General features: G+C 40.5%; 21 protein-coding genes. 4 read left to right on the top strand and 17 right to left on the bottom strand.

The annotated features are described in order from the left end of the window. Window positions 1-27 precede the first annotated feature (27 nt). Window positions 28-1,371, bottom strand: coding sequence for an amidase (locus tag FTU34_RS03460; protein WP_180034727.1), 1,344 nt, complete (start codon window positions 1,369-1,371; stop codon window positions 28-30). After that, entirely contained in the window at window positions 1,368-2,648 is a 1,281-nt protein-coding gene (locus tag FTU34_RS03455) for an MFS transporter (protein WP_257226208.1), read from the bottom strand. Before FTU34_RS03455 ends, FTU34_RS03460 begins: the two co-directional genes overlap by 4 nt. A gap of 112 nt (window positions 2,649-2,760) precedes the next feature. Between FTU34_RS03455 and FTU34_RS03450 the strand changes: the two genes are divergently transcribed. After that, window positions 2,761-3,729 (top strand): Lrp/AsnC family transcriptional regulator, encoded by a 969-nt coding sequence (locus FTU34_RS03450; protein ID WP_180034725.1) that lies wholly within the window; start codon window positions 2,761-2,763, stop codon window positions 3,727-3,729. Between the two features lie 38 nt (window positions 3,730-3,767). Here the strand turns inward: FTU34_RS03450 and tsaD are convergent, their stop codons facing one another. Further along, window positions 3,768-4,784, bottom strand: a complete 1,017-nt coding sequence (tsaD, locus tag FTU34_RS03445; RefSeq protein ID WP_078193616.1) for a tRNA (adenosine(37)-N6)-threonylcarbamoyltransferase complex transferase subunit TsaD — start codon at window positions 4,782-4,784, stop codon at window positions 3,768-3,770. A gap of 146 nt (window positions 4,785-4,930) precedes the next feature. Here tsaD and rpsU point away from each other — a divergent pair, with 146 nt between their 5' ends. Then, a complete protein-coding gene (rpsU, locus tag FTU34_RS03440) occupies window positions 4,931-5,146 on the top strand; it encodes a 30S ribosomal protein S21 (RefSeq protein WP_001136722.1) in 216 nt (71 codons plus the stop codon). Window positions 5,147-5,185: 39 nt separating this feature from the next. After that, a complete protein-coding gene (locus FTU34_RS03435; RefSeq protein WP_078193617.1) occupies window positions 5,186-5,632 on the top strand; it encodes a GatB/YqeY domain-containing protein in 447 nt (148 codons plus the stop codon). A gap of 114 nt (window positions 5,633-5,746) precedes the next feature. Here the strand turns inward: FTU34_RS03435 and FTU34_RS03430 are convergent, their stop codons facing one another. From FTU34_RS03430 to FTU34_RS03365, 14 genes are all read right to left on the bottom strand, one after another. Continuing rightward, window positions 5,747-6,304 carry a GNAT family N-acetyltransferase gene (locus tag FTU34_RS03430; RefSeq protein WP_180034724.1) on the bottom strand — a complete coding sequence of 186 codons (558 nt, stop codon included), beginning with the start codon at window positions 6,302-6,304 and terminating at the stop codon, window positions 5,747-5,749. Window positions 6,305-6,351: 47 nt separating this feature from the next. After that, on the bottom strand, window positions 6,352-6,711 hold the full coding sequence (locus FTU34_RS03425; protein WP_111885700.1) for a hypothetical protein: 360 nt from the start codon (window positions 6,709-6,711) through the stop codon (window positions 6,352-6,354). Window positions 6,712-6,832: 121 nt separating this feature from the next. Beyond that, complete coding sequence (locus FTU34_RS03420) at window positions 6,833-8,272, bottom strand: M48 family metalloprotease (RefSeq protein WP_078188859.1); 1,440 nt, start codon at window positions 8,270-8,272, stop codon at window positions 6,833-6,835. Between the two features lie 85 nt (window positions 8,273-8,357). After that, a complete protein-coding gene (locus tag FTU34_RS03415) occupies window positions 8,358-9,329 on the bottom strand; it encodes a D-glycerate dehydrogenase (protein ID WP_180034723.1) in 972 nt (323 codons plus the stop codon). A gap of 20 nt (window positions 9,330-9,349) precedes the next feature. Then, window positions 9,350-9,997: a hypothetical protein gene (locus FTU34_RS03410; RefSeq protein ID WP_180034722.1), complete on the bottom strand. Its 648-nt coding sequence runs from the start codon at window positions 9,995-9,997 to the stop codon at window positions 9,350-9,352. A 172-nt stretch (window positions 9,998-10,169) separates the two neighbouring features. After that, window positions 10,170-12,059 (bottom strand): M48 family metalloprotease, encoded by a 1,890-nt coding sequence (locus tag FTU34_RS03405; RefSeq protein ID WP_180007308.1) that lies wholly within the window; start codon window positions 12,057-12,059, stop codon window positions 10,170-10,172. A gap of 91 nt (window positions 12,060-12,150) precedes the next feature. Further along, entirely contained in the window at window positions 12,151-13,689 is a 1,539-nt protein-coding gene (purF, locus tag FTU34_RS03400; protein WP_078193623.1) for an amidophosphoribosyltransferase, read from the bottom strand. 24 nt (window positions 13,690-13,713) lie between these two features. Beyond that, a complete protein-coding gene (locus FTU34_RS03395) occupies window positions 13,714-14,301 on the bottom strand; it encodes a CvpA family protein (RefSeq protein WP_078188866.1) in 588 nt (195 codons plus the stop codon). A gap of 5 nt (window positions 14,302-14,306) precedes the next feature. Continuing rightward, window positions 14,307-15,308, bottom strand: a complete 1,002-nt coding sequence (locus tag FTU34_RS03390) for a quinone-dependent dihydroorotate dehydrogenase (RefSeq protein ID WP_078188867.1) — start codon at window positions 15,306-15,308, stop codon at window positions 14,307-14,309. A 90-nt stretch (window positions 15,309-15,398) separates the two neighbouring features. Then, window positions 15,399-15,878 (bottom strand): type II secretion system protein GspM, encoded by a 480-nt coding sequence (gene gspM, locus FTU34_RS03385; protein ID WP_168378926.1) that lies wholly within the window; start codon window positions 15,876-15,878, stop codon window positions 15,399-15,401. Next, a complete protein-coding gene (gene gspL, locus FTU34_RS03380; protein WP_180034721.1) occupies window positions 15,878-17,017 on the bottom strand; it encodes a type II secretion system protein GspL in 1,140 nt (379 codons plus the stop codon). The genes gspM and gspL overlap by 1 nt, the downstream gene beginning before the upstream one ends. 27 nt (window positions 17,018-17,044) lie before the next feature. Then, window positions 17,045-17,500, bottom strand: a complete 456-nt coding sequence (locus FTU34_RS03375) for a histidine phosphatase family protein (RefSeq protein ID WP_078193626.1) — start codon at window positions 17,498-17,500, stop codon at window positions 17,045-17,047. Window positions 17,501-17,579: 79 nt separating this feature from the next. After that, entirely contained in the window at window positions 17,580-18,653 is a 1,074-nt protein-coding gene (locus FTU34_RS03370) for an NAD(P)H-dependent glycerol-3-phosphate dehydrogenase (RefSeq protein ID WP_180034720.1), read from the bottom strand. 61 nt (window positions 18,654-18,714) lie between these two features. Further along, window positions 18,715-19,305: a nitroreductase family protein gene (locus tag FTU34_RS03365; RefSeq protein WP_171525909.1), complete on the bottom strand. Its 591-nt coding sequence runs from the start codon at window positions 19,303-19,305 to the stop codon at window positions 18,715-18,717. 212 nt (window positions 19,306-19,517) lie between these two features. Here FTU34_RS03365 and FTU34_RS03360 point away from each other — a divergent pair, with 212 nt between their 5' ends. Beyond that, entirely contained in the window at window positions 19,518-19,907 is a 390-nt protein-coding gene (locus FTU34_RS03360; RefSeq protein WP_180034719.1) for a hypothetical protein, read from the top strand. Window positions 19,908-19,994 lie beyond the last annotated feature (87 nt).

Below are 19,994 nucleotides of genomic sequence, written 5' to 3'. Positions count from 1 at the left end.
TTATTATTGAATATGACAAATGATTCTCTAATTCTGACAAATAGGTGGAAGGACAGAACGAATACCTAAACCATTGGCAATTTTCTGCACTGTGTTTACCACATTAACATCATTAGCTTGATATGAAACCAACTGAATACCCATCGGCAGTCCACTTTCACTTTGAGTCATTGGAAAAGCATAACTTGGTGCATCTAAATAGTTAAATGGACGCGTGTATTCACCCACATGACTAAACTCGGTATCCGTTGAGCTTGACACAGCTGCAAGGAATGGGCTCACTGGAAACAGCAAACATTGACCATTTAAAGAAGCTTTAAATGTCTGCTGAAACTCAGTTCGCTCTGCAATCAATGACTCGTATTTTTCCTGTGAAATACTCTTACCGCGTAGCACACGCTGACGAACTAATTCCCACATCTGTGTTTCAGCATTTTCAGCTGTATCGCCATGATATAAATAACTTTCATAAGCAATAATGTCAGACGTCCGGTCCGATAAATTATGAAAATCGAAATGTGCAGGTGGTTGCCAGTTTTTAATTTCAATTCCCAATGATTCAATGCGTTTTAGCCCTTCGCGCCAAAGGGTTAATACCTCAGGCTCAAGCGGATATGGAAATGCAGATTCATCTAAAGCATAAATTACATTTTGACTTGATGCCGCTCCAACATCTACATCCATCAATACATTAACTAAAGCGCTAATATCATCTGCAAATCGTGCAAAAGGCCCTAGAGTATCTAAAGTTTTGGATAAAGGTACTGCACCCGTGTCGGCAATTTTATGGGCTGAAGGTTTAAAACCAAATATGCCATTTAATGCTGCTGGTGTACGAATCGAACCACCTGTATCACCGCCAAAGGCCATAGGACTAAGACCACTAGCCACAGCAACCGCTGAACCTGAAGATGATCCACCCGGTGCAAATTGCTGCTCTGCCCACGGGTTTTTAGGTGTGCCTTGCATTGGATTTTGACCAGACAAACCAAAAGCCAACTCGGTCATTTTAGTTTTACCTAAAATCACAAAACCTAAATCTTGCAATTGATCAACCAGTTTACAGTTCGCTTGCGCTTTTTGATCTAAATAAACCGTACCTGCATAGGTGATATGACCCGCTACATCCAGATTATCCTTTAGTAAAATTGGCACACCATGAAATGGACTCAATCGTGTGCCTTGCTGAAGCAACTCATCTAAATGTTGTGCCTGTTGCAAAGCCTCGATTTCGAATAATTCCGAAATACAATCTAGATGTTTAAATGTTTGGTTTCGATCAATATAAAATTGAACTGTCTCTACTGAAGTTATCTTTTTGCAGGCAATCTGGCGACCAAGCTCAAGTGCAGATAAATTCACAATATTCATTTTATATCTTCCAAACCTTTTCCTGCCGTTTCAGGCATTTTCATAAATGTGATTAATGTTAATAATGAGCCAACCAATACCATAAAATAGAAGTAATCTTGTTTACCAATACTTTGTAGCCAAGTTAGCACATACGGTGTTGTGCCGCCGAGTAAAGCCACCATCAAGTTGTAGGGTGCGCCAATGCCAACTGCACGAACTTCTGTCGGAAACTGTTCAGACATGACAGCTGGGCCAATGGCGGTATATAAAGCATATAAAACCAAGCCGAAAAGCTCGACCAATAAAATTGATGCAAACGTGCCATCCATCCATTTAATGATTGGATAAAAGAACACTAAATATCCCACAGCAAACACGATCAACTGCGGTTTACGCCCAATTTTGTCTGATAGCCAGCCAAATACAGGCTGACACAGCATAAAGATAATTAAGCCAACAGTATTTGCAGCAAAGGCTGTTTGTGGCTCTGCGCCTAAAACTTTAATTGCATAGGTCGGGACATAGACCACAAAAATATAGAATGCAAATGTTGTTAAGATAGAAATACCCACAATACGAAGCGTTTCTTTCGGATGACGTTTAATCAGTACAACCAAAGGATTTTTTACTGATTCTTTTTTATGGGTCATTTCGCTATCAGGTACTGATTTACGAATCCACATACCCACCAAGCCGCCAATCGCACCCAAAATAAACGGAATACGCCATCCGTATTCGCTCATTTGCGTTTCAGTTAAAGTACTTGTTAAAGCCCAAGCAAGACCTGAGGCCATCAAAATACCAATCGCTGAACTGAAAAACATAAAGCTTGAATAGAATCCGCGTTTATTTTTTGGTGCCATCTCTGAAAGATAAGTTGCCGCTGAAGCGAACTCACCACCCAAGGATAAACCCTGAAGTAATCGCGCTAATACCAAAATAATCGGCGCAAAAATACCAATTGATTCATAGGTTGGTGAAAGACCAATCATCAAAGAACCACCTGCCATCATTATGATGGTTGCGGCCAAAGCTGCTTTTCGACCATAGCGGTCAGAAAAGATCCCCAATACGATTCCACCTAATGGACGCATGAAAAAACCTACAGCAAAAATTGCGAAGGTCGCAAGCAAGGATGCAGTTGGATCATCTGATGGGAAAAATTGTTTCGCGAAAAATACTGCAAAAGTTGCATAAATCGTCCAATCGAACCATTCAATAGCATTTCCTACAGTTCCTGCAAGAATAACTTTCTTTTGTGATACATTTCCTTGTGTGGAAATTGAGTTTTGCATTTTTGACTCATCCATAAGCGTCTCATTTAATATTTAGACATAAATACAGGTTGTATTTTATTTTCTAGACTTAAATTTAGATTATAATTAGTTTTTAGACAAGTCAATCATCATGAGTGAATCTTTTAGTTTCGACGAAATCGATACTGCATGCATCAAAGCTCTTATCTCCAATCCGAGAGGATCATGGCGAGAACTGAGCCAGATTAGTGATGTCCCTGAAAAAAAGTTGTCTCGACGTCTAGGTAAGTTGCTAGATGACCAAGTTATACGAACTGCAATTGAATTGAATCCTGTGGTTGCTAATAAGGGTTACACCGTTCATGTCTGGATCAGTGTGAAATTTGGGAAGGAAAAAGAAGTTGCGCAATTTTTTGCAAACCGTCCAGAAGTGCGCATTGTTTTTCTAACTACAGGACTTGCAGATATTTTCCTTGAAATTGGATTAGAAAAGGCCGCCGATCTTTCTGTGTGGATGCACGACTTTGTTACTCAAATTCCGGATATTAAAACCGTAGAAACCCAAGCCGTATTAAAACCATTTACTTGGGCCAGCAAACCCAAAGCTTTAGAAGGTACAAGCGATAAAAACATCAATTTTAGAAGTTTGACTGAAATAGAGTTAAAACTGATTCATGCTCTGTCTATTGATGGGCGTTCATCTATTAAAAGTTTGGCAGAGCAAATCGAACTCAGTGAACATAAAACTCAGAAATTATTGAATGATTTATTGGAAGAAGGCATTTTCAACATTCGTGTCGATGTAGAACCCAGTTTGATGGGCTATAAGTCCGAAGCGATTATCTTGATTAAAGCTCGTCCAGATGCAGCAAATCAAATTGCCAAAACCTTGACTGAACTTAAAAACACACGCTGCCTATTTGGCATTAGTGGAGATTCACAATTTTTCTGGCATGTCCTATGTAATGATTTAAGTGATTTATGGAAACTCATTACAGAAGATCTTGGTAATTTTGAAGGCATTCAATCTTGCAATACCAACATGGTGACATTGGCATTAAAACGTGCAGGATTTATGCGAAAAATCAGCAGCGCGCAGTTATTTTCAAATTTAGATTAAAAAAAGAACCGCAAATGCGGTTCTTTTTTTAACGATTTTTACGCTTCGTTTGGATTACTTAATTCCGTCATCGGCCAACGCGGTGTAGTTGTAACAGACAAACCATCATGCTGACCCGCTTTAAGACGCTGATAACCTGCAAACGCAATCATTGCACCATTATCTGTACACAGCGCAGGTTCTGCATAAAACACATTTGCACGGATTTTTGCCAAGTCAGCTTCTAAGCGCTCACGTAAACGCTTGTTTGCACTTACACCACCGGCAATAACTAAACGTTTTAAACCCGTTTGTTTTAAGGCCTTCACTGATTTTTTCACCAATGTATCAACCAACGCTTCTTGGAATGATGCAGCGATATCCGCCTCACGACCTTCGCCTTCAACTTTTTTCAATTGAACTGAAACGGCAGTTTTTAAACCACTAAATGAAAAATCTAAACCTTGGTGTAGCATTGGACGTGGAAATTCAAAGGCATTGATGTCACCATTGATCGCCAATTTCGAAATATTTGGACCACCTGGGTATGGTAGACCCATCATTTTAGCGACTTTATCGAATGCCTCACCTGCTGCATCATCAATCGACTCACCCAATAATTCATATTGACCAATTCCATAAGCAGCCATCAATTGAGTATGTCCGCCAGAGACTAAAAGTGCCACAAATGGAAATTCTGGTGGAGTTTTAGACAACAGCGGCGCCAACATATGACCTTCCATATGATGTACACCAATTGCAGGTTTATTCAGTGCAAATGCCAACGTACGACCAAACAATGCGCCTGTCATTAATGCACCCATCAAGCCCGGCCCGCGAGTATATGCAATGGCATCAATTTCTGATTTATCAACTTTACTTTCTTCAAGCAGTTGTTTTAATAACGGAATTAACTTACGCACATGGTCACGTGAAGCTAATTCAGGTACCACACCACCATATTCTGCATGCAGTTTGATTTGGCTATACAATACTTGTCCGCGTAATCCTTGCTCACTATCGTAGAGTGCGAGTCCTGTTTCATCACACGAAGTTTCCAAGCCTAAAACGATCATTAAACTGCCTTTTGCCCATTTCAAAATATTGCGAAACCTATTATAGACTTGTGATATGAGATGTAAATGAGTAAAATACTGACCTTCACTTGTGATCAAGGGTAATTCGACCCGAGATCTTATCCATAACTTAATGAGGATTCTTCATGCCACAAGTTAAATTGAAAGAAGGCGAACCAGTAGACGTAGCTATCCGTCGTTTCAAACGTTCATGCGAAAAAGCGGGTGTTCTTGCTGACGTTCGTAAACGTGAATTCTACGAAAAACCAACTCAAGAACGTAAACGTAAAAAAGCTGCTGCTGTTAAACGCTACCAAAAGAAATTGGCTCGCGAATCAGTACGTACTACTCGCCTTTACTAAGATTAATTTGTGATTGATTGACTAACCTGGACAAGATAAATGACTACTTTAAAAAACCAAATAACTGAAGTTTTAAAAGCCGCTATGCGTGCTAAAGAAATGGACAAGTTAACGGTAATACGTAGTCTACAGGCAGCAATCAAGCAAATCGAAGTCGATGAGCGCATAGAGCTTGACGATAAGCAAGTTCTTGCGGTCATTGAAAAGCAAATCAAACAACGCAAAGAATCGGTTAAAGCCTTTTTAGGTGCAAATCGAGATGATTTAGCTAGTAAGGAACAAGCCGAGATTGAGGTGTTATCTCAATTTCTACCAGAAGCTATGACTGAGGAAGAACTTGATTCCATCATTGCGCAAACAATTACTGCGCAAGAAGCTACTAGCATGAAAGATATGGGTAAGGTGATGAACTCTCTACGTCCGCTCATAGCCGGACGTGCCGATCCTGCACAAGTTTCAGCTAAAATTAAAGCGAAACTCTCTTAATCTTTCATCTATATTGTTTGATTTGGTCTATTTAAGTTCGCTGATGACTTAAATAGCCAAATTATCCAAATTCAAAAATAATTCAAATTCATTCATCATTTATAATTATCTTTCTTATTTAACGATTTCATACTTACAAATATCTCGCCAACTTCCATCTACTGGATTTTGAATTGCCGCTTCATCGATTTCAATCAATTTAAAATTTGCTCGTTCACATAGACGTCGTGCTTGCTTGTTCTCTACATCTACAAAAGCGTTTAATTGCTTAAATCCTAGATCATTCAATAATTGATCCACAAATAACTGTGAAGCTTCTGTCATCAAACCCTGCCCTTTAAATTCAACATTTCCCCAAAATCCAACGGCAGCTTGGTTTTCCATCCAATTGATTTGATGTATATCCATGACACCTAAAAAGTTATGCGACTGTTGCTCACGAATCACATAAACAAAATTTTCCTGATTGAATGCAGCCAACACTCTCGAATCACAAAATGCCAATGAAGCATCTAAATTAGGTTCTTGTAAGGACCAAGCCAAACTTGCAGGAAACATTCGTAAGGTTTCTATACTTTGACAAATCGCCTCATAAAGTGCTTTTGCATCGTGGCGCTGAATCAACTGAAGCGTGATTCTGCCATGACTCATACCAAAATCATCGAGTTTCATTTTTATTCAGTTTCTCGTGATGATTTAAAATGCTTATAAATTTATTATTAATTTAGGGCACATTGCACATTATATTTTTTTAATAATTGCATCTCTTTTGATGCGATCACCTGCTGAATCACATCCTGCTTATTCATATTACGGTACTCACGATCTAAAAATGCACGATTTTCGTCTGCAGCACGATATAGATCATTTACATAAGTCTGAACAATACCGCAGTATTTCACTTGCTGGTCTGCTTTAAATCCCTGTTGCTGTGGGTCTAACTGACTAAAAAATTGGCGTACATCGGTTTTATATTTTTCGTTAATATCATTCACAGCGATCACATATTGTTCTGCGCTAGCTGCTGCAATATTCGTTGCTAAGCCCAACAGACAGGCCGCCAAAATCATATTTTTCATTTGTAAGTTCTTAATCATAAACATTTTACATCCAGCTAGTTTACACTGATTAATCCAAGCCACTAAAACTACAATTTGCATTTTATAATAGACATAGATAAGTGCATCACATTTGAAATCTTTATATTTTTAATTTCCGTTCATTTTGCATTTCGTCTACACGTTGCTTGATTTTCGCAGAAAGACTTTTCGAGTCTTTGGCGATGCGCTGCGCCTGTAGCAAAGATTTAATCGCGCGTTCTTCATCCCCGCCCCAATACTCTACTTCAGCTCGATATCGCAGCACATTGACCGAACGGAAGCTTGCATCTTTGTCTGCATCAGCCATTTGTAACATCAGTCGCCAACCACTCAAGTCACGTGGATTTGCTTGTAAAAATCGCTGTAGAATCAGTTGTGCTTGCGCATATTCTTTGTTTCGAATCAAAGCCTCTGCATATTTATAATTTAATGCACGATTTTCAGGCATGATGATTGCCGAACTTTTCACAGCGTTCACAGCATCGGCTGTTTTGTTTTGTCCCAACAGCACATCGGTCTGTAAAATCGTAAAAAGTGCATGCGATGCATTTTGTTTTGCTGCTTCATTTAATAACTTTTGAGCAGCACTAAAGTCACCTTGCTTAATATGCAAGCTCACCAAAGCCAACTCAGCTGCATAATTCTTTTGCGCCACCATCGCATTTAATTGCAATTCAGTCGCCTGACCTGACAATACTCGACTATACCAGCGCAGAATTTCAAAATCTTGATCAACCAAACTAGTTTTAACTTGAGGCAACTGATTGGCACGTAAGCGCGCTTCGCTCATACGCTCCGTGGTTAAAGGATGCGTCAACCAAAAATCAGGCAGAAAGCTCACTCGACTCGTAGAGCGATGCATCACCTCAAAGAAGTCAGCCATACTCTGCGGATTGTATCCAGCACGGTACATATACTGCATCCCAATACGGTCTGCTTCACGTTCTTGGTTTCGGCTATAGGTTAGCTGTTTATCCATCAAAGCGGCTTGTGAGCCCATCATTACAGCCGCACCGACATCACCATCTGCCTGTGAGGCCACCAAGGCGCCGACCAAAATACCAGCTAGTGACAATAAACCTTGCCCTTTAAAGGCTTCTTGTGAACGACTGTAATGACGTTGTGATACATGTGCAATTTCATGCGCCATCACCCCTGCCACTTCATCCATGTTACGTGCTGAATTAATTAATCCTGCATTTAATGCAAATAAACCACCCGGTACAGCAAAAGCATTAATTTGTGGATCATTAATTAATAACAAACCAACCGGTTGATTGAGTTGAGTTTGACTCAAAATATGCGTAAAGACAGATAAAAGACGATCTTCCATCCACGGATTTTCAGTCACAGGGAGTTGACGATGCACCTCACGATACACTTTCTCACCAATGGCACGTTCTTTTTGTTGATCCAACAAGCCGACGCCACTACCAATTTCAGGCACAGAAAATTGTGGGGATGAACTAAAATCTACGGACTGCGTCTGCGCCAATGTCGAACAAAGCCCGAGACCACATGCCAGTAAAATCTTTTTCAAAGTCTATTCTCTAAATTTCATATTCGTACTTCATCGAATATAGCATTGAATTTTGGTGAATTATGGAGAAAACTGTTGTGATTGTTTATTCAAATTTTGGATTGACCACATAGCGTGGCGCGCGTTCATGTACCAAAACATCCACTAAATTTTGATAAGCCAATTCCGCCATACGTTTACGAGTTGCCGCTGTTGCTGAACCCACATGGGGTAATGTCACGACATTGGCTAATGTAAATAATGGCGATTCTTGAAGTGGCTCTTGCTCATACACATCTAAGCCTGCTGCAAAAATTTGACCACGACTTAATGCATCGATTAAAGCGGCTTCATCAATCACTGAACCGCGTGAAATATTGACCAATACCGCATGCGATTGCATCAAGGCCAACTCACGTTCACCAATTAAAGCTTTCGATTCTGCATTTAAATCCACTGCAACGACCACAAAGTCAGCACGTTGCAACAAATCATCCAAATCGCAATATTGCGCTGATAACGATTCAGCCAATTCAATTTTTTCTCGGCGATTATGATAGAGTACATTCATATTAAAGCCGTAGCGAGCACGACGCCCAATGGCTGCGCCAATATGTCCTAAGCCAATAATTCCGATGGTTTTAGCAAAGACATCCATACCAAATTGCTCAGGACCCACTGTACGCTTCCACTGCCCTTGTTTGGTCCATTGATCCAATACAGGCACTTTACGTGCTGCACTCATCAACAAGGTAAATGCTAAATCTGCTGTAGTTTCCGTCAATACATGCGGAGTATGGCTCAACCAAATATTTTTTTGATTTAAAAATGCTAGATCATAGTTGTCATAACCGACACTTACACTTGAGATGACTTTTAATTGTGATGCATGGGCTAAATTTGAGGCATTCAACAAACGTCCCGCACCAATCATGGCATCAGCATCTTTTGAATGCTCAAGAATTTGCTGATTCACATCGCCCAATTTAGGACTAATTTGGAAAACTTTAAATTGTTGTTCTAAACGTTGAATTATTTCTTGATCTATTTGACTAAAAACCACTACTTTTTTTTGCATAAATTTTCCATTTACGTAATTTAAGTATTTTGTCCTGCCTTATTTTGCATAAATTGCCATAGGCGTTTTTTCAATAAAGGCTGTTCAATCATTTGCTGTAAAGATGCCAATGGATACACCTTCGCATGCTCTAAATGCGGAATATCGCCTAGGCAAATGACATTTTTATCCAAGCTCATCGCATCGATAAAACCCTGTACATAAGATGCTGCACCACGACCATCTTGCAAATTCACCCAGCCAAAAGGCCACTGTAAAGCAAAGAAATCGGCACTGACTGCGCGCTGAATATTGCTCCACAAAACTTGCTGCTCTGCCGTTAATTCTGTGGCATCAATGACAATAACACAGTGCATTAAACAGATGGCTTCTAAGTTAAACGAAGGTATTTGAACAATTGGACGAACTTCAACAGGCTCAAGAACCTTTGGTTCATCTTTAGGTGCTTCTACAGGTTGATTTACAACAACATCAACGTTCTTTTTAAGCTCAGTCTGTGATGAAACAGGCGTTGGCTGAGGCGCATTTTTGAGTAGAATTTCAGAGACAATTTCAGGAGCCGCCTGATCTCGCCAAATATTTGAGCTAAATTGCTGACACGGTGCTGCCTGAGGAATCCATATATCAATTCCCATTGCCGCCATTATGCTTCGCTGATGCCCAATCATGCTTTCATTTTCACCTATTCAAGGCTTGATATTCTAACGGGATTCACTCTGTTTTGCTGAACTTTTATAAATCAATTAGATCATACTATTTCTTTAAAGATTCTGTAGACTTGCTCAGATTACTTTTCATTGACACTTTTAATCTATTCATAAATCAAGCCGCTATAAATAATTATACGATCATTAAACTATTTTTCTTTTGCATTAGTTCAACTATCTCAGCTGATTCAAATCCAATACGCCAATATAGTAGCTGCAAAACATCCAACTCATCTTGCGTGATAATTCGATCATTCCATAAACATATTTCAGCAACCCCAAGAATGCTTAGACGCTCACGCAGCAGCAGCCCAGAAATATCATTTAGGATTTCAGCCAAATCAATTGGCTCATCAGATATATCGCGATAGAACTCTAGTTCTTCTTTCGTTAAGATTCGATTGAGGATTTTTTCACGCACTTCGAGTTGGTTATCACTGTTAATTTGTTGCACATGCAACAAGGCATCAATCAAACGCACAATACTCGGTTTTACATCTTCTAAAGATGTAGGTGTATGTGCAGGCAACAGATTTAACTCATATTTGACTGTTTCAAGTAGTAATGCATCGAGCAAACCAATTTCACCATCTTCCTGAATAATTTTGGCCAGCTTGGTTAAGAACTGCCGTGAAATTGTTGCTGGCATTGTACCAATATTTTTACATGCCTCATGAAAAATTGAGATATGCACACGACCATCAAGATTCAATAATGCATCTACAATCGCACGACTCACTTCAGCTTCAGTCGGAATAAACTCTCGATACTGACGAATCATTAAAATCGCAACCATCACTTCACGCGAACCCGTTGCTGTTTGCAAGGCACGTTGGATCAATTCAGGCCGCTGCCAATTTTCACGAATCTCAGGGTTCAACGGTTTAATTGCATCTCGTATCGCAAAACTAATCGGTGACAAGCGCAGTAAAGGTAATGGTTGTGGCGAGTTCCATGGTGTTGCAACATCTGGACTAGCTTCTTCTAGTGAACGGAATAAATAAAATAGCGGCTGGTTTCGCAGTTTTTTTAAATTTTCTAGTTGCAGGTCATGAATGAGCGCCGGATTTAATTCAAAAATACGCTGTTCAATACTTGGGTGAATATTCATCCAGTTTTGCGGACTGAGTGAGTTTGCAAAACACATATGAGAAATCGATTCCGCATATTCACTATGAATTTGCGAACCTGAATGATGCACATAAATCCTTAATAAGGTTTGAATATTGGCATCATTTTGAATCAGACGTTTGGTTTTCTGATCATTACGATAGGTTCGAGAACCCAAAGAGATATATTTAATAAAGCGGGAAATCAATACACCTAAGCTTCCGATCAACCAAATGACCGCGCCAATCGCAACAAAAAGGGTTTCAAACTTATTGTCCCGTGCTTGTCCATTTTTATAGAAGCCACGTTTTGCAATTTTACTGCCCCACTGACTAAAGGTCGTCAACCCGCTATATAAGATTTTCAAACGGGTATTTTCCGCAGCTTCCCCCGACAAGATTTTATTAAATTCATGGCTCAGCAAACCATACATTTCCATCTCATCTAGGGTTTGTAAGGCGCCCCAAGTTAAAATGATCGATGTATCTCGAGGGCTAAAACCAGCGGTGAGCGCATTCACACCCACTTCATCGGGTAGGACATAAAGTGCAGGAGTATCGATTAGAAAGGTATCTGCCAGCTGCTCAGTCATACGCAGTGCAACACTTTCTTCAGGAATACTTTCTATCAGACTGAGACGACGCGCACCTAACTGTTTTGCAAGTGAATAACCACCTAAACGAAAGGTGTAAAAATCATAGAGAACTGAAACCAACATAATCAGCAGTACAGCAGCCACTAAAAATGGGCTAAGGACATGCCAATAGATAGACTGAGTGGAATCATAATAATCCACAATTAAACCGACAATTACATTAATAATTGCGACGGTCAAAAACACTGCCGCCATACACATGGTGACAGGCCAAAACATATTTTTGTTTTTTATAAAATCATAACCCACACGTCTCAATGTAATACCCTTAAGCTACATTGTCTTTTGTTTGCTCATCATAAATGAAAAAAGCGGGAAATTCCCGCTTTTTCAGTGTGTTTTCAGCAGATTATTCTTCGCGAACACCTGTTAAATCCACAGAAGCCGCATCAATGTTAACATCAATATAGGCTGGCTTTTCATTTTTTGCAGAGTCATTACGCTTACGCTCTAATGCTGCCAAATATTCAGCATCAATACCACCTGCCACATATTTACCATCAAATACCGAGCAATCAAAGTCTTGTAACTCAGGGACTTTCTTGGTGCGTACTGCAGATTTCAGATCTTCCAAGTCTTGGAAAATTAGGCGATCAGCACCAATAATTTCACGAATTTCTTCAACACTACGTTCAGACGCAATCAGTTCAGATTTGGCTGGCATATCGATACCGTACACGTTTGGATATTTCACCATCGGTGCAGCAGACGCAAAGAATACTTTTTTCGCACCCGCGTCACGCGCCATTTGAATGATTTCGTTACAAGTCGTACCACGAACAATCGAGTCATCGACCAAGAGTACGTTTTTGCCTTGGAACTCTAGCTCTACAGGGTTGAGCTTTTGACGCACAGATTTCTTACGAAGTTGCTGACCCGGCATAATGAAGGTACGACCGATATAACGGTTCTTCATGAAGCCTTCACGGAATTTCACACCTAAGGTATTTGCAAGTTCTAGCGCCGAAGTACGTGAAGTATCAGGAATTGGGATCACGACATCGATATCGTGCTCATCACCCCATTCACGTAGAATTTTCTGAGCAAGTTTTTCGCCCATTTTCAAACGTGCTTTGTAAACTGAAATACCATCAATAGTCGCATCTGGACGCGCAAAATATACGTATTCAAAGATACAAGGACGATATTCAGGGGCTACTGCACACTGCTTGGTCGACATCACGCCATCAGCAGTAATATAAATTGCTTCACCCGGTGCAATATCACGTTCAACCTTAAAGCCGAGCGCGGTAATTGCGACAGATTCAGACGCAATGATATATTCCATACCATTTTCAGTTTCACGCGAACCGTAGATCAATGGACGAATACCATTTGGATCACGAAAACCCACAAGGCCCTGACCGGTGATCATAGCAACAACCGCATAACCACCTTTGCAACGTTCATGCACACGTGAAACCACGTGGAATACATCTTCAGCGCTTGGTGTAAGTTTTGCGCGTTTTTGCAATTCGTGAGCAAATACGTTTAATAATACTTCTGAGTCTGAATCGGTGTTCATATGACGTAAGTCAGTCTTGAACAAGTCATCATGAATTTCAGCAGCATTAGTTAAGTTACCATTATGTGCAAGCGTGATGCCATAAGGTGAGTTTACATAGAATGGCTGAGCTTCAGCACTGCTTGAAGAACCAGCAGTTGGGTAACGAACATGGCCAATACCATAATTACCCTGTAATGCACGCATATGACGTGTGTGGAACACATCACGCACCATACCCGTATCTTTACGCAGGAATAAACGACCATCCTGACAAGTTACGATCCCGGCTGCATCCTGTCCACGATGTTGTAACATCGTTAACGCATCAAACAACATTTGGTTAACAGGTGATTTACCAGCTATACCAACTACTCCACACATAGCAACCTCGCAGACAAGCTAGGGTTAATAAAAAGGATTATTTGTTGACTCACCCGATCCAGAACGTCCGTGCTTGTTCTGCGACTCAGATGGGAGGTCTGAAGATTTCTGAGCATCTTCAGACTGAATATGATGAAGTGCTTGATTTGCAGCATCTTTGGACAATTCGGTTGCCCAAGGCGCATATGGCAATAATGACTGAACCATTTTAGATTGTTTCCAATGTGGTGAACTTTCTACCCAAGGACCTAGCCCCTGCATAGTGATCAGCACCACCAACAATCCTTTTAAGCTTCCAAAAACACCACCTGCCAGTCGATTTAACGGACCGAGCTTTAATGTTTTCAAAATACTGTTCAATAACCATGTCGCGACCCAAGTCATGACTACAATCAACAATACAATAAATGCGAACGCGGCAATCTTCTGTACCACTGGATCTGTACTTAAAGATGTCATCGAAGGTGCAAGGACGGTTGCATACTTTGCCGCAATGACAAGTGCAAGAATCCATCCAATGAAGTTCGCAAAGGCTTTTACAAATCCTTGACGCAAACCGTTAAGCCCTCCAATGAGCAAAATAATCAGTATAAAGATATCAATGGTATTCATGATATTTACAATGCGTCTACGCAGTCTTTTACAAGTGTCGGACCTGTATATATGAGGCCACTATACACTTGTACAAGGCTTGCTCCTGCTTTTTGTTTCGCAACAGCATCCGCGCCCGACAAAATACCACCTACACCGATCAATGGAATTTGACCGTTTAATACTTTAGCAAAAGCCGCCAAACATGCCGTACTTTTTTCAAAGACTGGCGCACCGGATAGACCACCTGCTTCATCACCAAATGGAAGGCCTTCAACACCTTCACGTGACAAAGTCGTATTGGTGACAATCAGACCATCAATTTTAAATTTTAACAATTGTTGGGCAATAAAATTAATGTCTTCTGGTTCTAGATCTGGTGCAACTTTAAGTACTAAGGGTACATAATGTTGATTTTCATCCGCCAACTCGAGTTGACGTTTCTTGAGTGTCTCTAACAGTTCAGTCAAAGCATCACCGCTTTGTAAGCTGCGAAGATTTTTTGTGTTAGGAGATGAAATATTAACCGTAATATAAGAAGCGTAGTTATAAACTTTTTCTAGACAAATCAGATAATCGTCAACTGCTTTTTCAACAGGTGTGACTGCATTTTTACCGATATTGATCCCAAGTACACCCTTAAATTTTGCAGCTTTGACATTTTCGATCAGCTGATCCACGCCATCATTATTAAAGCCCATACGGTTAATAATGGCTTTTGCTTTCGGTAAACGAAATAAACGCGGTTCAGGGTTACCTGATTGTGGAAGTGGTGTAATTGTACCAATTTCAATAAAGCCGAAGCCCTGGCTCGCCAGCGCATCGATATAAGCACCGTTTTTATCAAGACCGGCTGCTAAACCAACTGGATTCGGAAATTCGATTCCCATACATGTCACTGGTTTAGACGCCACGTTTTGACGCATCATTCCCATCTTGTGAGAAGATTTCAACAGCGATAATGTCAGCTCATGTGCACGCTCTGGTGCTAAAGTAAACAACAAAGGGCGGGCTAGAGAATACAACATATCTATAAAAGTCTACTGCTTTTTAAGTCGGCATATTATAGGCACAGCACAAATAAAACACCATGCTTAGCAGATCTTTATTTTTACCGATTATTGTACACTCGCTGTTAATTTGACCTGTCCCGCTTCAGAACTTAATTCCATCTTTTCAATACTTAAGCCCATTTGAACCAATTGAGTCAAAAAATTGGCCAGAATTGCATAATTTTCATGCATCACTGCAATCTGTATTTGCTCACCGACTTGTTGAGATGCTACTGACAAGCCCTGTTGTTGCGATACACGCTGAACTTTTTCCAACGCGCTCAGTTGTGTATCACCTGCTGGTTTCATCGTGACGGCATTACTTTGCATCCAAACAACAGTATCCTTAAGTTCATTCACGCGCTTTTGTTGAAAATTTGCAGCTTTGTTCATATAAAACAGTGCCGAACCAATCGCTGCCACTACAACAAAAATCGTGGTAAAAATTACCATGACTCGTTCACGTGTTGACAGTTGGTCTAAATAATCAGTGATGCGCTCAATTTGCCCATCTATACGTTGCTGTAGGTTTTCCATTTTTATCATTATTGTATTTTCACCAATCCAATCGCGCCGTTGGCACTTGGTTGAATATTCCCTAATTCGACTTTAAAACCTTGTTGTTTTAATTGATTGGTTAGGGTTTGTAGTACTTCTGCCGAATTGGCTTTTAGCTCCATATTCAACATCGAGGCTTCATAGCTCACACGATTTGCAGAAATTTGGTTTTGCATTAGAACAGGACCAACACGGCTCAGTAAAGACAAAGCCTGTGCATTGCCCGTTTGACTCTGACGCAATTGTGATTCGAACTGGCTTTTCAGCGTTTGTTCAGTGACAGGATAGCTTTGCCCAAACCAATATTTAAACTGATCAATCGCTTGTGCCGCAGTGATATTGGCCACTTTTTTGTATTGATACCAACGAACTGTATCATAGCTAAACTGTATAATTAAAGCCGCGACCAAAACTGCTGCACATGCTTTCCAATAGCCACTCACACTAGTATTGGCTTTGGCTTTCGGCAAAACATTCAGTGGGTGTTGTTTCGGTTTTTTTATATTGGGTAATTCATAATGAAAAGATTCAATGTGATCATGCGTTACAGCGGCTTCAAGACTATGCGTCTGATCTGAACTTAGATTTGAAATCTTATAGTTCGGCTGACCAATTTGATAATCTAAGTACAATGCCAAATCATCAACAGACTGACCGACATATTCACTATTTCGGACCAATAAATGACCGCTGACATTTGCCAAAACATGTTGCCCTGCTTCTGGACTTGGCAAGACCAAAAAGTCAGGTAATAACGAAATGACTTTCACAGGGATTAGTGTCAAAGCATGCTGCATCGTTTCGACTGCACTATGCGCAATCCCCATGACCGTTAATTCATCTGGACTTTGAAAATGATGCAATACTTTCATTGCATCCAAAGGCAAAATGACATATTCCTCAAGTAAATATTTTACGCCGTCTGGGCCAAGTTTTTTATATTGGTTTTTTGGAAAATTTTGCTGAATGATTTGTACATCACGACTTGGAAAGAAAACAACCGCTTCCTTTCCCGCATATGGCTGAATTTCCTGAATCAATTGTTCAAGTGTCGATGACTGCTTCCAGAAATCCCCTTCTGACCATTGCCAAACCCCATTGGCTTCGGGCATCCATAAATACAACATTAATTTTTCTGCCGTTTTAATTGGTTTTTATGTTGATGGTATAAACGTTTTAATTTGTGTTGATAACCCTGGAGCAATGACCGCTTGTTCATAAATGCGCGCTTCTGCCAAAGCATAGGGATTAAAATATTCTGAGACCAAAACACTGGCCATATGTGCCACAACGTTCATATGGCACACCACCACAATAGACTCATACGGTAAATGTGACAACCATTCCACTGCAACTTTGGCATCATCTTCCGGTTTGATGGCATTACAAATAACCACAGGCACATGTGGAAAATGTTTTTGCAAAGATGAAAGTGTTTGCTGCGCCCGCAGTAGCGGACTCACCACAAAAACGTCTGGTTGAATTATATCTTTCAAATATGCTGCTGTTTCTGCCGCTTGAGTTTGTCCGCGCGCTGTTAAAGGACGCTTTTCATCATTCCCCATTACTGGCGGAGCAGCTTCGCCATGCCTAACCAATGTCAGTTGCATAAAATTTCCTTATTCTATTCCGCACATTATATACAGCCAGTATGACAAAGCTATGTGTATTGCATATTAATCAGCAAACTTAAACTTGCTGATGTGGCAAGACAAATTCAACGTCACTGCGATGTCCATTTTTCATCAATGACAATGCAATGTTCAGGGCCGGCGCACCTTCAAAAATCACTTCATACAATGCACTGGTAATTGGCATATACACACCGAGCTCTTCAGAGCGTGCGCGTACTTGCACAATCGTATTAATCCCTTCCGCAGTTTGTCCGAGTTCTTTGGTGGCTTGTTCTAAGCTTTTACCACTACCGAGTGCAAAGCCGACTTGGTAATTGCGGCTGAGTGGACTACTACAAGTTGCAAATAAATCACCGACACCAGATAAACCTAGGAATGTTAATGGGTTTGCGCCTAATTTCACTGCAAAGCGGCTCATTTCTGCCAAAGCACGTGTCAAAATCATACTCTTGGTATTTTCACCGACACCATAAGCTGCAGCTAGACCCATCGCGACTGCATAGATATTTTTCAGAGCACCGCCCAATTCCACGCCATGCACATCATCACTTGCAAATACACGGAACAACGCACTGTGTAGCGCTTGTTGAACTGCATAACGAACCAGTTCAGATTGGCTTGCGATCACTGTTCCTGCAGGCTGTCCCGCAACAATTTCCTTCGCCAAGTTTGGCCCTGAAAGCACACCGTAAGGAACTTCTGGTAATTCTTCACGAATAATATCGCTCATAAAGCTAAAGGTATTGGCTTCAATACCTTTGGTTAAAGACACCACTGCTTGTGAGGTTATAAAAGGTTTGATCTGCTGTAAAACACTACGGAAAGAATGGCTCGGAATAGCCACTAAAATAATGTCACGATTACATACTGCTTTTTCTAAATCTGAAACAGCAAGCAAACCTGCTTCTAATTGAAAATCTGGCAAGTAACGTTTATTGATATGTGTTGCATTAATGTCCGCAGCTACCGCCTCATCACGAATCCATATCATGGTGTCACAGCCATTACGTACTGCGGTATTGGCCATCGCAGTACCAAAACTCCCACCACCCAACACCGTAATACGTAGTGCAGTTTTTTGGTCAACTGACACAGGGCTAACAAGACTTGCAAAATCAAGTTCTGACATTGTTCTTTTATCCTAATTTCTTTACTGACCGATCTTGTTCAATCGACCTATTTTCTCACTTTTATTGGTTTGCTTTATGCCAATGGCTTACAAAGTCAGCAGACTGTATTTCAGCACGAGGTGGAATTGCTTTCACAGCTGTACCGATATAAATAATGCCTGAAATCAAATCGTTTTCCGTTAAGCCTAAGGCTTGTTTAAACAATTTAGATTCAACCACCGCCCCACTACGCCACATGGTTGAAAAGCCCTGTGCTTGTAAAGAGAGCAAAAAGTTTTGTACTGCTGCGCCTGAACTTAAAATTTGTTCGAAATGCGGAACTTTGGGATGATCTTGTAATTGAGTTAAAGCCAAAACCAAGAGTGGCGCACGAAATGGATGGTGTTTCACACGTTCCAACTGCGCTTCTTCTGTTTGTCCAGTATCGGCTAAAGCATGTGAAAGCAACTCACCAAATGCTTCACGTTCAGTTTCAGGAATAATCACGAAACGCGTAGGCTTAAGACGATGATGATCTGGCGCCGTTAAAGCGGCTTGAAACGCATTTTCCAATTGCTCAGCATTCGGCGCAGGTTCAATTAAATGACCAATCGACTGACGCTGATGAATATTTTGATGAACTGTATCAACTGCTGATTTTAGAATTGACATCTATACACTGTACTTTAAAACGTTTGCTCAAGATTAGCATATTCTCAATAACTTACTCTAGAATGTTTACATCAGACTCGGTGCTTATTTGTTAAGTCAGCTTTATTCACAGATTTACTATAAAAAAACCGCATAACTTGTACAGCAGTTCCCTGTTCTATAAGAAATTTTATGTTCAAATAAATCAAATTGTTTCTAACTCGGGGCACCGTATGAAAAAATTCAACAAAACTGTTGCCATTGTTAGCACGCTAAGCGCAACTGTGCTTTTAGCTGCATGTACATCAACGCCAACAAAATCTTTAGCGATTCAAAAACCAAATAATCAATATGAAGTGACTGCCGTAGGTAAAACCAGTTTAGCGGCAAAAAATAATGCAATTGCAGTTGCAAATAGTACCTGTGGTAAAAATGCGACCCCTGTCGTGGTGGATGAAAAGCAAGAATACAACGGAGTTTTAAAAGGCGTGGTCGATGAAAAGACAGGTCAAATGATTCAGGCGGCGGCTGGCGTACTTGGCACCATTACTGGAAATAGCGGTAGCATCAGCAAAGATGATGATTACCAAACCGTACTAACCTTTAGTTGCCGTGCAAACTAAAACGCTAGTCTGTGATTTTGTTTTGTCATTAACTCAAAATGAAATAGTCGACATGAAATAAAAAAGCCTGCAAATCTGCAGGCTTTT

Source organism: Acinetobacter sp. YH12094 (assembly GCF_013419295.1).
Classification (GTDB): domain Bacteria; phylum Pseudomonadota; class Gammaproteobacteria; order Pseudomonadales; family Moraxellaceae; genus Acinetobacter; species Acinetobacter amyesii.
The sequence above is the reverse complement of the archived record's forward strand: the minus strand, read 5'-3'. Positions and strand labels throughout refer to the sequence as shown.